Below are 14,318 nucleotides of genomic sequence, written 5' to 3'. Positions count from 1 at the left end.
CCAAGCCAGTCACCCGCCCAGCACGCTGCAGGCAAGACGCGTCAGCGCCCCGACAATCCGAAGCGACGTCAGCCCACGCTGCTGCTCACAGACGCCCCGGGCGCCAACGCGACACCAGGGGACGCCGGTCAGCACGGCCGCTCTGGTCACTCGCCCAGCACGCTGTGGGCGAGGCGGGTCAGCGCCCCGGTGATCTGGGACGGGGTCAGGCCGCGCTCGCGCTGGTGCTCGTAGACCTCGGGCGCCAGCGCGGCCAGGAGGACGTCGGTCAGGGCGTCTGTTTCGGGGACGCCGGCCTCGATGAGCAGGGATCTGACGTGGGCGCGCCAGAAACCGTAGGCGCCCGCGGCGAAGCGCAGGCGCCCGGGTTCGGCGCCGAGGACCAGGGCGCCGTGGGCCTCCAGCAGCTCGACCATGGCGGCGTAGAAGGCGGCCAGGCGTTCGGCGGGTGGGGCGCCGGGGCCCAGCGGAGCGGGGCCGTCCAGCAGGCGTTGTTGCAAGTCATGCTCGTGGACGTCGAGCAGCGCCATGGCGATCGAGGCCGTGTCGGGGTAGCGCCGGTAGAGCGTGCCCCGCCCGACCCCGGCGGCCTTGGCGATCTCGTCCATGGTGACGGCGCGGGGGTCGCGGGAGGCGAAGATCTCGGCGGCCGCCTTCAGCACCTTGGCCCGGTTGCGGGCCGCGTCGGCGCGCTCGCGCGCGGGCTCGGCGGGCTGCCCGGTCAGCAGGTCGATGCGGCGCATGCGCAAGAGCGTATCAACTGGACACGATGTCCGCTTTTCTCCTACAGTGAAGCGGACGCGATGTCCAGTTAAGGAGTCCCCATGCCCTCGTTGTTGCATCTCGACGCCAGTGCCCGGCGCGCCTCGATCAGCCGGGAGGTCGGGGAGGCGTTCGCCACGGCCTGGCGCCTGCGGCACCCGGACGGCTCCTACACCCGCCGGGATCTGGCCGCCGACCCCGTCCCGTTCATCGGGGAGGCGTGGACCGAGCTCTGCGACCACGTCCTGGAGCACGGCATCACCGAGATCGGACGGCTCCCGGAGGCCGTGCGCACGCCCGCGCAGGCCGACGCGTGGAAGATCGTCGAGCCGCTGCTGACCGAGCTGGTCGAGGCCGACACCGTGCTGATCGCCACCCCGATGTACAACTACTCCGTCCCCGCCTCGCTCAAGGCGTGGTTCGACCAGGTGACCTTCCCCAAGATGTCGCTGGCGGGACGGCGCTTCGTCGTGACCACCGCCCGCGGCGGCGCCTACGGGCCCGGAGCGCCCAAGGAGCGCTTCGACTACCAGGAGCGTTTCCTGCGCGACTTCTTCGCCGGGCACTTCGCGGTCGAGGACGTCACGTTCGTGAACGCCGAGCTGGTCAACTCCCGCCTGGACCCGGGCCTGGCGCACCTGCGCGCCAAGCACGACGAGTCCTACGACGCCGCGCTCAAGGCGGCCTACGACCTCGGCAAGGAGGGCTGATGGCCTGGCTGCTCCTCGGGCTGGCCGGGCTGGTGGAGATCGCCTGGTCGCAGAGCATCAAACCGACCCAGAACTTCAGCCGGCCGCTGCCGACCCTGCTGTGCTTCGTCCTGGCGGCCGTCGCCGTCTACCTGCTGTCGCGCTCCATGCAGACGCTCCCGGTGGGCACCGCCTACGCGGTGTTCACCGGCATCGGAGCGGTCGGCGCCATCGCGCTCGGCGTCGTGATCCACAAGGACCCGGTCACCGTGGGACGCGCGATGGCGCTCTCGCTGATCGTGGGCGGCATCGTCCTGGCCCGGGTCACCGCCCCCGAATAGGTCAGCCCGCCGACGGAGCGTCGATGGGACGGCCGATGAGGCGGGACAGGACGATCGAGGTCTTGGTCGCGGTGATGTTGTGCTCGCGGCGCAGGCGCTCCAGCGCCTGCTCCAGATGCTGGATGTCGCGGGCGCGCACATGCACCAGTGCGCTCGCGTCGCCGCTGACGGTGTACGCCGCGACCACCTCGGGATGCTTGCGGATGCTGGAGTAGATCTCGTCGGGCGACGTCGCCCCCGTGCAGTAGATCTCTATGAACGCCTCGGTCGTCCAGCCGAGCGAGGCCGGGTCGACCACAGCCGCGAAGCCCGTGATGACCCGGTCGGCCCGCAGCCGGTCGACCCGCCGTTTCACCGCCGGGGCCGACAGCCCGACCTGGTCTCCGATCTGGGCATATGAGGCGCGACCGTTCTCCAGGAGCTGTGCAACGATTCGACGGTCGAGCTCGTCAAGACGCAACAAATATCTCCCCCAAAGTCGACTCTCACCATTGGTCGTTGGTTGATCCCGAACATACGCTGAGTTCTGGACCGGCGACCACTCGTCCCCCGGTCCGCCATCCCCCCAACCACCGGGCGACACCCGGTGCCATAAGCGATCCCGGCGCCGGCGCCGGGCCGAACGGGTGAAGGAGTGCCGTGACCCAGTCCGAGCGTTTGCGGGCGATGTCCCAGGAGCACAGCGCACACAATTACCACCCGCTTCCCATCGTGATCGCCGAGGCCGACGGGGCCTGGGTCACCGACGTCGAGGGCAAGCGTTACCTGGACATGCTGGCCGCCTATTCCGCGGTCAACTTCGGCCACCGCAACCCCCGGCTGACCGAGGCCGCCAAGCGCCAGCTCGACCGGGTGACGCTGGTGAGCCGCGCCTTCGACCACGACCAGTTCGGCCCCTTCGTGTCCGAGCTGGCCGAGCTGGCGGGCAAGGACATGGTCCTGCCGATGAACAGCGGCGCCGAGGCCGTCGAGACGGCGCTCAAGACCACCCGCAAGTGGGGCTACGAGGTCAAGGGCGTCCCGGCGGGCGAGGCCAACATCGTCACCTTCGAGGGCAACTTCCACGGCCGGACGACCACGATCGTCAGCTTCTCGACCGACCCCGACGCCAAGGACTCCTACGGCCCCTACACGCCGGGCTTCCGCACCGTCCCATACGGGGACGTCGAGGCCCTCAAGCAGGCCATGGACGCCAACACCGTCGGCGTCCTCATCGAGCCGATCCAGGGCGAGGCCGGGGTCAACGTCCCGCCGAGCGGCTTCCTGACGTCCGTCCGCGAGCTCTGCACGGCCAACGGCGCGCTGATGATCGCCGACGAGATCCAGTCGGGCCTGGGCCGCACGGGCACGACCTTCGCCGTCGAGCACGAGGGCGTCGTCCCGGACGTCTACATCCTCGGCAAGGCGCTCGGCGGCGGCATCATGCCGGTCTCCGCGGTGATCGCCGACTCCGACGTCCTCGGCGTCTTCAAGCCCGGCCAGCACGGCTCGACCTTCGGCGGCAACCCGCTGGCCTGCGCCATCGCCCGCGAAGTGATCGCGATGCTGAAGACCGGCGAGTACCAGGAGCGCTCGCGCACTCTGGGCGCCCACCTGCACGAGCGCCTCGGCGCGCTGTCCGCCGACACCGTCCGCGAGGTCCGCGGCCGCGGACTCTGGGCCGGCGTCGAGCTGACGGGCCCCGCCCGTCCGGTCAGCGAACGCCTCAAGGAACTGGGCGTCCTGGCCAAGGAGACCCACGAGACCACCCTCCGCCTGGCGCCTCCGCTCATCATCAGCCGCGAGGACCTCGACTGGGCCCTCGACCAACTCGAACTAGCCCTCAAGGGCTGACGCCCTGCCCACCCCCGCGTCCGCATGGCCGAGTACCCGGGGAAGGTGGGGTGGGCGTGAGGCTTGGGGTCCTCCACAATGGGGTGGAGGGCCTCATTTATTGTGCGGGGTCGTTCAGGGTGCGGTAGCGGGCCTCGTGGAAGATCAAGGGGCGGGCGTCGGGGGCGGGGACGGAGAGGGCCAGCACCTCGCCGACGATGATGGTGTGGTCGCCGCCGTCGTGGACGGCGTGGGTGCGGCATTCGATGGCCGCGACCGAGCCGGTGAGGATGGCGGCGCCGGTGGCGCCGCGATGGTGGGCCCAGCCGGAGAGCTGGCCGTCCAGCTCGCGGCCCCGGGTGGCGAACCAGTCGGACGCTTCGCGCATGCCGTCGGCCAGGACGGAGACCGCCCACAGGCCCGACTCCAGGACGAGGTCGTGAAAGCGCGCGGCCTTCTCGACGCAGACCAGGACGAGCAGCGGTTCGAGCGAGACCGAGGTGAAGGCGTTCACAGTCATGGCGTGGTCGTCGCCCCCGGCCACGGTGGTGACGACCGTGACGCCGGTGGCGAAGCGCCCGGCGACCTGGCGGAAACGCGCGGGGTCGACGCCCCCGGCGGGCGTGGGGGGCGGCTGCGCGGGACGGGACTCGTGGTTCACGACGCAACAGACCCTATCCGTCGGTGCGCGAGGCCCCTCTCAGCAGCCACTGCCCCGAGGGTCCGTCCGGCGGGACGAGGTAGACGCCCACCACGGCGGCCACCATGCCGCCGACGATGTAGAAGTAGCCCGCGGCCGTCCCCGGGACGATCAGATCGCCCTCGGGCCGCTGGAGGGACAGGACGAACACCACCAGGGTCCAGACCAGCGCGGGGACCAGCGCGCCCAGGCGGCGGCCCATGGCCCAGCCCGCCGCGCGCACCAGCCCGAACACCACCAGGACCAGCGCGATCGACGCGACCGGCACCGGACCGGCCTCGAAGACCTGGAGGAACGAGCCGACCAGCGCCACCAGGGCCGCCAGGACGCCGAGGGCCGCGTAGGCGGCGCCCGCCACGAACGCCTCCAGCGAGTGCTCGGCGGGAGGGGGCTCGAGGCCGGTCTTGACGAGCGTCACCGGTTCGTCGTCCTTTTCCACGCCCGTCAGGGTATTGCAGAAGTTCAGCTCTGGTGCGCGGCGGGCTCGGACGCCGAGGGCAGGCCGCCGAGGAGACCGATCTCACGTCCGCCGGGGCCGACCGGGCCGCGTTCGCCCTCCAGCAGGATGTAGTACTCGGTGCCGAAGGCCTGCTGGCCGAGGTTGTTGGACAGGGCGAAGAACGGTCCGACCTCGTCGGGCGCGACGGTGACCTGGGTCGCGTGGGCGCGCAGGGCGGCCAGCTTGGCCGGCAGGTGGGCGCGGGCGTCGACGGCCGTGGTCACCAGGTCGTCGGGGACGCCGGAGCCCAGCTCGTCCAGCCCGGCGACCCGGTCGAACGGCAGTTTGGCCTCGCGCATGACCGCGATGGCGCGCGCCAATACGGTGCGCGGCGTGGCGTAGGCGTAGAACTTGCTGACCTGCCAGCGCTCGCCCTCCCCGTCGGCCGCCAGCTCGACGGCGCGGCGGGCGACCCGGTGCGCCTGGATGTGGTCGGGGTGGCCGTAGTTGCCCCGCTCGTCGTAGGTGACGACGACCTGCGGACGGACCTCGCGCACCACCTCGACCAGGTCGGCCGCGGCCTCGTCGACGTCGGCCCGCCAGAAGCAGCGCGGGTCGTCGTTGGTGGGCGCGCCCATCATCCCCGAGTCGCGCCAGCGTCCCGGCCCGCCGAGGAAGCGGTGGTCGGTGACGCCCAGCGCCGCGCAGGCGTCGGCCAGCTCCCCGATGCGGTAGGTGCCGAGCCGGTCCTCCCCGTCGGACGCCAGATGGCGCAGCCCGTCCGGGATGACCTCACCCTCCTCGCCCAGGGTGCAGGTGACCAGGCAGACATGGGCGCCCTCGGCCGCGTACTTGGCCATGGTCGCCCCGGTCCCGATGGTCTCATCGTCCGGGTGGGCGTGGACGAACAGGATCCGCGGCTCCTTCATGGAATCCGAGCCTACTCAGGGCTCGGAGTCCAACGGTCGGCCGCCCTGCGGTCAGTTGCCGCCGCCGTCGTCCTGGCCGCCGCCACCGGGGTCGCCGCCGCCCGGGTCGGGGTCCTGGGTGCTGGGGTCGGTGGTGCCGGGGTCGGGGTCCTGGGTGCCGGGATCCTCGGTCTGCGTCGGCGTCTTGGTCGGCGTCTGCGTCCGCGTCGGCAACTTGGTCGGGAGCTTGGTCGGGAGCTCGGTCTCTTCGATCGTGCGGGTGGGTGTGGGCCGCTTGGTCTTCTTCTTGGTCGGCGAGTCTTCGGGGCTGGGGCTGTCGGAGGTCTCCGTCGTCCCCGGGTTGTCGTTGCCGCCCGTTTGGGCCATCACGACTCCCGCGATGCCCGCCACCAGCAGGATCGCGAGGATCGCCAGAACCATCGGGGCCTTGGAACGGCGCTCGGGCTCGTCGTAGTACCCGCCGGGAGGCGGGCCACCGGCGCGGCGGCGGCCGTGGTACTGGCCGCCCGCGGGCGGGAGCGTCCCGGTGAACTCGGCGGGCGACACCCGCCGTGTCTGCCCCCCGGGCTGGGTGTGCATGCCGGGCGCGACCGCCGTGGCGCCGGGACCGGCCGCCAGGTGCGAGCCCTCGGCCAGCATCGAGGTGGCCTGCGCGGGGTCGTCCATCATGGTCGGGCCCGCCGGGCCGCTGCCGATCAGCGCCATCATCAGCTGCTGGGCGTTCGGGCGGCGCGCGGGCTCCTTGACCAGGCAGGACGCGATCAGCCTGTGCAGGTCGGGCGGGACGTCCTGCAGGGACGGCGGCTCGTTCATGACCCGGTTGATGACCGCGACCACGGTGTCGTCGCCGAACGGCGGACGTCCCGTCGCGGCGAACGCCATGGTCACGCCCCAGGCCCAGACGTCCACGGCCTCGCTCAGCGTCGCGCCCGCGACCTGCTCGGGCGCCATGTACGACGGGGTGCCGATGGCCTTGGTGGCGTTGGTCTGGCCCGCGTCCAGCGCCCGGGCGATCCCGAAGTCGATCACGCGGGGGCCGTCGGGCGCCATCAGCACGTTGTGCGGCTTGAAGTCGCGGTGGACGATCCCGGCCTGGTGGATGGCCACCATCGCGGTCACGGTGCCGATCGCCAGCCGCTCCAGCGCGGCCCCGGTGATCGGGCCCTCCTCGGTCACCTGCTTGTACAGCGAGTTGCCCGGGACGTACTCGCTGACGATGAACGGCATTCCGCCGGCCTCGGCCACCTCCAGCACCTGCGCGGTGCAGAAGCGCGCGACCTGCTTGGCGGCCTGCGCCTCGCGGACGAACCGGTTGCGCGCGGCGGCGTCCTCGGTGAGGTCGGCGCGCAGCAGCTTGATGGCGACCCGGTTCCCGGAGGTGTCCATGCCCAGGTAGACGACGCCCTGGCCGCCCTCACCCAGCCGCTCGAGCAGTTCGTAAGAACCCAGCCGCCGAGGATCTCCCGGCTGCAGCTCCGGCATGGACCACTCCTTCGTACCCACGTACTCATAACCGTGATTGTTTGGGGGAAGCTTTGAGCTTACGCGAGCCCAACCCGATCATGTGCGGTTCCGGCGCGTCCGGGTGCGACGCGCCGCCCGACCGTGCGCGGGCCGTCACCCGCTGCTGGCAGACTCGGCTTCCATGAGCATCAGCTTCCCGCGGCAGAGCGCCCGCACCAGGCGGTTCACCCTCGGAGTCCCCCGCGCGTTCACCGTCGCGCCGGACGGGTCGCAGGTGGTCTTCCTGCGCACCAAGGCGGGCGACGACCCGCTGACCTGCCTGTGGACGCTCGACACGGCGACCGGCCAGGAGCGCCTGGTGGCCGATCCGGCGGCGCTGGACGTCCCGGGTGAGGAAAACCTGCCCGCGGAGGAACGGGCTCGTCGCGAACGCGCGCGCGAGCAGGCGGGCGGCATCGTCGGCTACGCCGTCGACCGCGACGTCCGCACCGCGGTGTTCACCCTGGGCGGCGAGCTCTTCACTTGTGATCTGGCGTCCGGCGAGGTGCGCGGCCTCCCCGCCGAGTCGCCGGTGTTCGACCCGCGGCTCGACCTGGCCGGGCGGCGCGTGGCCTATGTGTCGGGCCGGACGCTGCGCGTGATCGAGCTCGACGGCTCCGGCGACCGGCCCCTGGTGCGCCCGGAGAGCGACCAGGTGTCCTACGGGCTCGCCGAGTTCATCGCCGCCGAGGAGATGAACCGGATGCGCGGGTACTGGTGGTCTCCCGACGGAGGCACCCTGCTGGTCGCCCGGGTGGACGAGACTCCCGTCCTGCGCTGGACCATCGCCGACCCCGCCAACCCCGAGCGCGAGGCCACCGAGATCGCCTACCCGGCCGCCGGGACGCCCAACGCCATCGTCTCGCTGGTGCTGGTGAAGGTCGACGGCGGACGCGTCGGCGTCGCGTGGGACCGTGGCGAGTTCCCCTACATCGTCACCTCCACGTGGGACCGCCACGGCCTGCTCATCGTGGTGCAGCCCCGCGACCAGCGCTCCCAGCGGGTGCTGCGGGTCGACCCGTCCAACGGCGAGACCACGCTGCTGCACGCCGAGAACGACCCGGTATGGACCGACGTCGTCCCGGGCATCCCCGCGCGCACGGGCCGGGGCGGTCTGGTCTGGATCACCGAGGACGCGGCGACCGACACCCGCCGCGTCACGGTCGACGGCGAGCCGGTCACGCCCGCCGGCCTCCAGGTGCGCTCGGTCCTGGCCGTCGAGGACGACACGATCCTGTTCACCGCCGCCGAGGAGCCGACCGAGTCCCACGTCTGGCAGTACACCCCGGACGCCCTGGAACGGCTCACCGAGGGGCAGGGCTACTTCACCGGAACCCGCTCGGGCGACATCACGGTCATCACCGGTTCCCGCCTCGACGCCCCCGGGGTCACCGCCGAGATCCGCACCCCGACGGCGACCCACGCGATCGCCTCGATGGCCGAGACCCCGGTCCTCACCCCGAGGGTCGAGTTCCTGCGCGCCGGCGACCGCGAGATCAGGACCGCCGTGGTGCTCCCCACCGGCTGGACCGCCGGCCAGGGCAGGCTTCCCGTCCTGATGGACCCCTACGGCGGGCCGCACGCCCAGCGGGTCCTGGCCGTCCAGCGCGTCTACTGCGAGGCCCAGTGGCTGGCCGACCAGGGCTTCGCCGTCGTCACCGCCGACGGGCGCGGCACGCCCGCCCGTGGCCCCGCCTGGGAACGCGCGGTCCGCGGCGACTTCGTCGGGCCCGTCCTGGAAGACCAGATCGCGGCCCTCGACGCGGCCGCCCGCCGCTTCCCCGACGCCCTCGACACCACCCGCGTCGGTATCCGCGGCTGGTCGTTCGGCGGCTGGCTCGCGGCCCTGGCCGTCCTGCGCCGTCCCGACGTCTTCCACGCCGCCGTGGCGGGCGCCCCCGTCACCGACTGGACGCTCTACGACACCCACTACACCGAGCGCTACCTGGGCCACCCCGAAGAGGAGCCCGACAACTACAAGGCCAACTCGCTCATCGACGACGCCGCCCGGCTGGAGCGCCCGCTGCTGCTGATCCACGGCCTCGCCGACGACAACGTGGTGGCGGCCCACACCCTCAGGCTCTCCTCGGCGCTGCTGGCCGCGGGCCGCCCGCACTCGGTCCTACCGCTCTCCGGCGTCACCCACATGACGCCGCAGGAGATCGTCGCCGAGAACCTCCTCCACCTCCAGGTCGGCTTTCTCAAGCAGCACCTCGCCTCCTGAACGGGCGCCGGGGTTCCCGTGCCACGAGGACCACAGGGCCGCGTAGGAGCCCCGTTCGGCGATCAGGGCCTCGTGGGTGCCCAGTTCGGTGATGCGGCCGTTCTCGACCACGGCCACCCGGTCGGCGTCGTGCGCGGTGTGGAGGCGGTGGGCGATGGCGACGACCGTGCGGCCCTCCAGGACGGCCGCCAGCGACCGTTCCAGATGGCGGGCCGCTCGGGGGTCGAGCAGGGCGGTGGCCTCGTCCAGGACGAGGGTGTGGGGGTCGGCCAGCACCAGGCGGGCCAGCGCCAGCTGCTGGGCCTGGGCCGGTGACAGGGTCTCGCCGCCCGAGCCGACCACGACGTCCAGGCCGGGGCCGTCCCAGTCGACGGCCTTGAGCGAGGCCAACGCCGCGTCGTCGTCGGCGTCGGGGCGGGCCATCACCAGGTTCTCCCGGACGGTCCCCCGGAACACGTGGTGCTCCTGGGTGACCAGCGCGACATGGCCGCGCAGCTCGTCCAGGGGCAGCTCCACCAGCGAGACGCGCTTGCCGGCTCCCACGGTGACCGAGCCCTCGCGTGGGCCGTCCACCCCGGCCAGCAGGCGGCCCAGCGTCGACTTGCCCGCGCCGCTGGGGCCGACCATCGCCAGCCGCTCGCCCGGACGCAGGTCGAGGCATACGCCGTGCAGGACGTCCTGCCCCTCGCGGTAGGCGTAGGAGACGTCCCGCACGGTCAGCTCCTCCCCCTCGGGACGCTCGCCACTGGCCGTCCGGTCCGCCGGGACGTTCCCCACGCCCAGCAGCCGCGCCAGCGACGCGCTGCCGAGCTGCAGCTCGTCCATCCAGGACAGGATCATCTCGATCGGGATCATCAGCTGCTGGACGTACAGCGTCGCGGCGGTGACCTGGGACAGGGTCGCCATGTCGTTGCTGTAGAGAATCCCGCCGATCAGCAGCGTCGCCACGACGGGGAGCACGAAGCTCAGCTCGATGACGGGGTAGAGCACGGTCCGCAGCCCGAGCGTGTAGCGCTCGACGGCGTAGGTGGCCGCGATGTCCTCGTCGGTGCGGCGGTGGCGGCGCTCCTCCAGGCTCAGCGCCTCGACGGTCCGGGCACCGTGCACGGTCTCGGCGAGGCCGTCGGTCATGTCGGCCCAGGTGCTGTTCTCCCGCAGGTACCCCCGGTGGGCGCGCGGCAGGTACCAGCGCATCACCAGCACCAGGCCGGGAACCGCGACCAGGCAGGGCAGGGCCACCAGCGGCCCGGTCAGGATCAGCGCGATCACCGTCAGGACGCTCACGACGATGCCCACCAGCAGCTCGGGCACGGCGTACCGCACGCTGGTGCTCAGCGTGTCGACGTCCCGCGAGGTGCGCGTGACCAGGTCGCCGGTGCCCGCCCGCTCGACGGTCGACAGCGGCAGCGCCAGCACCCGGTCGACGAAGTCCTCGCGCAGCTCGGCCAGGACGCGCTCGCCCAGCCGCGCCGAGGAGTAGTACGCGTACCGGACCAGCACGCCCTGGGCGATCACGGACACCGCGATCGCCAGCCCGATCGTGTCGATGCGGGCGGTGCCCTTCTCCACGCCCTCGACCAGCTCGCCGAGCAGCCGCGGCGAGATCAGCCCGGTCACGGCGGCCAGCGCGTGCAGGGCGAGCGTCGCGGCCAGCGCGCGCGGATGGCACAGCACCATCCGCCGCGCGTAGGCGCGGACCTGGACCGGCGTCGCCACCGGCAGGATCTGTTTGCTCATGACGGGCCGTCGTCCTCTTCTCGGGTCACGGTGGCGCGGTAGGCGGGTTCGGTGTCCAGCAGGACGCCGTGGACGCCCTCGGCGGCCACGACGCCGTCGCGGACGAACACGACGTGGTCGGCGCGGTCCAGGACCAGCGGGCTGGTCGTGCACACCACGGTCGTCCTCCCCCGCCGCGCGTCGCCGAGCCGGTCGGCGATGCGCGCCTCGGTGTGGGCGTCGACCGCGCTGGTCGGCTCGACCAGGATCAGCACGTCCGGGTCGGCGGCCAGCGCGCGGGCCAGCCGCAGCCGCTGCCGCTGCCCGCCGGAGAACTCGCGTCCCGCCTCGGCGACCTGGGCGTCGAGACCGACCTCGGCGACGACGTCCTCCGCGCTGGCCACGCGCAGGGCGCCCTCCAGCGTGCCGTCCGGCTCGCCCCGGACGGTCAGCGACGCGGCCAGCGGGCCAGTGAACAGCCGGTCCTCGTTGACCGCGACCAGGATGCGCGACCGGACGTCGGCGACCTCGCCCAGCGGGACGCCGCCATAGGTCACCTCGCCGTCGGTGTAGCGCCCGAGCCGGTCGGCGATCGCCTGGGCGTCGCGCGGGTCGGCCGCGGCGATCGCGGTGAGCCGCCCCGGCCGCACGACCAGGCCGGACGAGGCGTCCACCAGCTCGGCGGAGCCGTCGACCGGGGTCGTGCCGGACAGCTCCACCTCGGGTTCGAGGTCGAGCAGCCGCACCACTCGTCCGGCCGAGACATGGGCCTTGGTCACCTTGCCCGCGGCCTCCCCCAGCACCTTCAGCGGGTGGATCAGGAAGACCGCGTACCCGTAGAACGCGATGAGCTGGCCCACGGTGATCGTCCCGTCGGCGGCGAACCGCGCGCCGATCCAGGTGACCAGGGCGACCAGCAGGCCCGGCAGCAGGACCTCGGCGCCGCTCAGCTTGGACTCGGCCGCGGCGGTGCGCACCCCGGCCGCCCGGACGCGCTGCGACTCGTCCCGGTAGCGCCCGGCGAACAGCCGCTCGCCGCCGATGCCGCGCAGCACCCGCAGGCCCGCCACCAGGTCGGTGGCGTGGGTGTTCAGCTCGCCCACCAGCTCGCGGTGCTTCTCCTCGCGGACGCGGTAGGGCTTCAGCAGCGGCGCCGCGACCGCCAGGATCACCGGGACGCCCACCAGGACGATCAGCCCCAGCGGCGGCGAGGTGGTCAGCAGGATTCCGGCGACGACGAAGATCGCCACCACGGCGCCCGACCCCCGGGAGGCGATGTCGAGCGCGTCCCCGATGTGGGACACGTCGGAGATCCCGACGCTGACGACCTCGCCCGCGCTGAGCCGCTTGGGCAGGCTCGCGCCGAGCCTGGTCGACTGGCGGGTCACGATCTGGAGGGTGCGGTAGGCGGCGGAGAGCCAGTTGAAGACGGCCATCCGGTGCCGGGTGACTCCGCTGACGGCCTGGACCACGCCCAGCCCGCACAGGACTCCCGTCCAGGCGAGCAGGGCACCGGAGTCCTTGGCCGCGACGCCGTCGTCGATGGCGCGTCCGATGGCGGCGGGCATCAGGGCCTGGCTGAGCATCCAGATCACGCCGAGGGCGGCAGCGGCGGCCACGCTCCGCCGCTGGGTGAGCAGCAGCCAGAGCAGGTAGCGGTTGGGTGAGCGGTGATCCGGCCGCCCGGGATCTTCGACCGGAAGTGACTTCACGGATCGAAGGTTATGCGGCCTCCCACGGGCGAATCGAGCGATTTTCTCCGGGCGCCCTGACCTCCGGAAAGGCTTTACCGACCTTGACCGGGGATGCGGAATCGTGATCGGAGGCGCTAGGGTCGGGGCGGTAGGAGCACCGCTCCGCCGCCTCCAGAGCCGGGATCCAGGCGGCCGGCACGACGCCGCCATGCTCGCAGCAGTTCGCCGCACACCCGCCGCCCGTCGCCCGAGAATCCGGAACCTTCGTGAGCACCATCAGTCATCATCGGCATCCCGTGACCCCCGGCGCCGACGACCGCATCGACCTGCTGCTGATCGATGACGAACCCGCCGACGTCTTCCTCGTCGAGCGGATGCTCGACGACAGCGGGCTGGCCGTGGCCATGACCGTGGCCGACAGCCTCGAGGCCGCCCGCCGCCTGCGCACCCGCCGCACCCAGTGCATCGTGGTCGACCTGTCGGCGGCCGAGACCGACCGGCTCGAGGTGCTGCGCGAGGTCCTGGACATGTCCGGACGCGCCGCGGTGATCGTCCTGACCTCCCTCAAGGACGCCCATCTGGGCATCCAGGCCGTCGCGGCGGGCGCGGCCGACTACCTGGTCAAGCAGGAGGTCGACGGGCCGCTGCTGGCCCGCGCCATCCGGTACGCCATCGAGCGCAAGCGCGCCGAGGAGACCGAGCGCCGCCTGGTCGAGGCCCGCATCCTCGGCCGCGAGAACGCCCGGCTCGAACGCGGGCTGCTGCCCGTCCCGCTGATCGACGACGCCTCGCTGCGGCACCACGCCCGGTACCGCCCCGGACGCCGCCGCGCCCTGCTGGGCGGCGACTTCTACGACACCGTGCAGACCGAGGGCGGCGCCGTTCATCTGATGATCGGTGACGTCTCCGGGCACGGCCCCGACGAGGCCGCGCTGGGCGTCCAGCTGCGCATGGCCTGGCGGACGCTCGTCCTGGCCGGGCACTCCGGTGAGCAGCTGCTCGGCACGCTCGACACCGTCCTGGGCCACGAGCGCCGCAGCGAGGAGATCTTCACCACGCTGTGCATGGTGACGATCGCCCCGTCCCGCCGCACCGCCCGGATGCACCTGGCGGGCCACCCGGCGCCGCTGCTGTTCCGCGAGGACGACGACGGCAAGCCGAAGGTCTCGGCGCTGCCCGGCTACGCGCACGGACCCGCGCTCGGCCTGGTGCCCGGCGCCGAATGGCCGACCACCGAGATCGACCTCGGCGAGTCGTGGGGCCTGATGCTCTACACCGACGGCCTGATCGAGGGGCGGGTCGGCGAGGGCGCGGCCCGTCTGGGCACCGAGGGCCTGGTCGACCTGGCCGCCGGGGCGCGGGGCCGCGGCGCCACCGGACGCGCCCTGATCGACACCCTCGTGACCGAGGTCGAAGACCTCAACGGCGACGCCCTCACCGACGACCTCGCCGTGCTGCTGCTGACCCGCACCGCGACACCCTGCTGACGTTCTGACCTCGCGAAACGTG

The 14,318-nt window shown here is 72.6% G+C and carries 13 protein-coding genes; 5 read left to right on the top strand and 8 right to left on the bottom strand.

Features of this window, described 5'->3' with window-relative positions:
- Positions 1-146: 146 nt before the first annotated feature.
- The gene (locus ACQPY4_RS07985; protein WP_433333988.1) at positions 147-743 is read right to left on the bottom strand and encodes a TetR/AcrR family transcriptional regulator; all 597 of its coding nucleotides are present in this window, start codon (positions 741-743) and stop codon (positions 147-149) included.
- 81 nt (positions 744-824) lie between these two features.
- Here ACQPY4_RS07985 and ACQPY4_RS07980 point away from each other — a divergent pair, with 81 nt between their 5' ends.
- Together ACQPY4_RS07980 and ACQPY4_RS07975 are read left to right on the top strand one after the other, a co-directional pair.
- Positions 825-1,472: an FMN-dependent NADH-azoreductase gene (locus tag ACQPY4_RS07980; RefSeq protein ID WP_433333986.1), complete on the top strand. Its 648-nt coding sequence runs from the start codon at positions 825-827 to the stop codon at positions 1,470-1,472.
- Positions 1,472-1,792 carry a DMT family transporter gene (locus tag ACQPY4_RS07975; RefSeq protein ID WP_433333984.1) on the top strand — a complete coding sequence of 107 codons (321 nt, stop codon included), beginning with the start codon at positions 1,472-1,474 and terminating at the stop codon, positions 1,790-1,792. The genes ACQPY4_RS07980 and ACQPY4_RS07975 overlap by 1 nt, the downstream gene beginning before the upstream one ends.
- A gap of 1 nt (position 1,793) precedes the next feature.
- On the opposite strand, the gene ACQPY4_RS07970 is transcribed toward ACQPY4_RS07975, so the two are convergent.
- On the bottom strand, positions 1,794-2,252 hold the full coding sequence (locus ACQPY4_RS07970; protein WP_433333982.1) for an Lrp/AsnC family transcriptional regulator: 459 nt from the start codon (positions 2,250-2,252) through the stop codon (positions 1,794-1,796).
- 206 nt (positions 2,253-2,458) lie between these two features.
- Here ACQPY4_RS07970 and rocD point away from each other — a divergent pair, with 206 nt between their 5' ends.
- Complete coding sequence (rocD, locus tag ACQPY4_RS07965) at positions 2,459-3,625, top strand: ornithine--oxo-acid transaminase (RefSeq protein WP_433338854.1); 1,167 nt, start codon at positions 2,459-2,461, stop codon at positions 3,623-3,625.
- A 97-nt stretch (positions 3,626-3,722) separates the two neighbouring features.
- Here the strand turns inward: rocD and ACQPY4_RS07960 are convergent, their stop codons facing one another.
- Genes ACQPY4_RS07960 through ACQPY4_RS07945 form a run of 4 tightly spaced genes read right to left on the bottom strand, consistent with a single transcriptional unit; the run spans position 3,723 to position 7,154 of the window.
- Entirely contained in the window at positions 3,723-4,265 is a 543-nt protein-coding gene (locus tag ACQPY4_RS07960; protein WP_433333980.1) for a flavin reductase family protein, read from the bottom strand.
- 13 nt (positions 4,266-4,278) lie between these two features.
- Positions 4,279-4,743 carry a DUF6113 family protein gene (locus ACQPY4_RS07955; protein WP_433333978.1) on the bottom strand — a complete coding sequence of 155 codons (465 nt, stop codon included), beginning with the start codon at positions 4,741-4,743 and terminating at the stop codon, positions 4,279-4,281.
- Positions 4,744-4,766: 23 nt separating this feature from the next.
- Entirely contained in the window at positions 4,767-5,672 is a 906-nt protein-coding gene (gene mshB, locus ACQPY4_RS07950; RefSeq protein WP_433333976.1) for an N-acetyl-1-D-myo-inositol-2-amino-2-deoxy-alpha-D-glucopyranoside deacetylase, read from the bottom strand.
- 51 nt (positions 5,673-5,723) lie between these two features.
- Entirely contained in the window at positions 5,724-7,154 is a 1,431-nt protein-coding gene (locus ACQPY4_RS07945; protein WP_433333974.1) for a serine/threonine-protein kinase, read from the bottom strand.
- Between the two features lie 163 nt (positions 7,155-7,317).
- On the opposite strand from ACQPY4_RS07945, the gene ACQPY4_RS07940 reads away from it, so the two are divergent.
- On the top strand, positions 7,318-9,399 hold the full coding sequence (locus ACQPY4_RS07940) for a prolyl oligopeptidase family serine peptidase (RefSeq protein ID WP_433333972.1): 2,082 nt from the start codon (positions 7,318-7,320) through the stop codon (positions 9,397-9,399).
- Here ACQPY4_RS07940 and ACQPY4_RS07935 read toward each other — a convergent pair.
- Both ACQPY4_RS07935 and ACQPY4_RS07930 read right to left on the bottom strand, forming a co-directional pair.
- Entirely contained in the window at positions 9,298-11,136 is a 1,839-nt protein-coding gene (locus tag ACQPY4_RS07935) for an ABC transporter ATP-binding protein (RefSeq protein ID WP_433333970.1), read from the bottom strand. The genes ACQPY4_RS07940 and ACQPY4_RS07935 overlap by 102 nt on opposite strands.
- The gene (locus tag ACQPY4_RS07930) at positions 11,133-12,827 is read right to left on the bottom strand and encodes an ABC transporter transmembrane domain-containing protein (protein ID WP_433333968.1); all 1,695 of its coding nucleotides are present in this window, start codon (positions 12,825-12,827) and stop codon (positions 11,133-11,135) included. Before ACQPY4_RS07930 ends, ACQPY4_RS07935 begins: the two co-directional genes overlap by 4 nt.
- Before the next feature lie 248 nt (positions 12,828-13,075).
- Between ACQPY4_RS07930 and ACQPY4_RS07925 the strand changes: the two genes are divergently transcribed.
- Positions 13,076-14,296, top strand: a complete 1,221-nt coding sequence (locus ACQPY4_RS07925) for a PP2C family protein-serine/threonine phosphatase (protein WP_433333966.1) — start codon at positions 13,076-13,078, stop codon at positions 14,294-14,296.
- Positions 14,297-14,318: the final 22 nt, after the last annotated feature.

It is taken from the genome of Spirillospora sp. CA-294931 (assembly GCF_050946795.1).
Lineage (GTDB): Bacteria > Actinomycetota > Actinomycetes > Streptosporangiales > Streptosporangiaceae > Spirillospora.
The sequence above is the reverse complement of the archived record's forward strand: the minus strand, read 5'-3'. Positions and strand labels throughout refer to the sequence as shown.

Excerpts from the sequence above, each read along its gene's own strand:
- ACQPY4_RS07945 (WP_433333974.1), bottom strand. The coding sequence starts at position 7,154 with ATGCCGGAGCTGCAGCCGGGAGATCCTCGGCGGCTGGGTTCTTACGAA.
- rocD (WP_433338854.1), top strand. The coding sequence starts at position 2,459 with ATGTCCCAGGAGCACAGCGCACACAATTACCACCCGCTTCCCATCGTG.
- ACQPY4_RS07980 (WP_433333986.1), top strand. The coding sequence starts at position 825 with ATGCCCTCGTTGTTGCATCTCGACGCCAGTGCCCGGCGCGCCTCGATC.
- ACQPY4_RS07940 (WP_433333972.1), top strand. The coding sequence starts at position 7,318 with ATGAGCATCAGCTTCCCGCGGCAGAGCGCCCGCACCAGGCGGTTCACC.
- ACQPY4_RS07975 (WP_433333984.1), top strand. The coding sequence starts at position 1,472 with ATGGCCTGGCTGCTCCTCGGGCTGGCCGGGCTGGTGGAGATCGCCTGG.
- mshB (WP_433333976.1), bottom strand. The coding sequence starts at position 5,672 with ATGAAGGAGCCGCGGATCCTGTTCGTCCACGCCCACCCGGACGATGAG.
- ACQPY4_RS07985 (WP_433333988.1), bottom strand. The coding sequence starts at position 743 with ATGCGCCGCATCGACCTGCTGACCGGGCAGCCCGCCGAGCCCGCGCGC.
- ACQPY4_RS07935 (WP_433333970.1), bottom strand. The coding sequence starts at position 11,136 with ATGAGCAAACAGATCCTGCCGGTGGCGACGCCGGTCCAGGTCCGCGCC.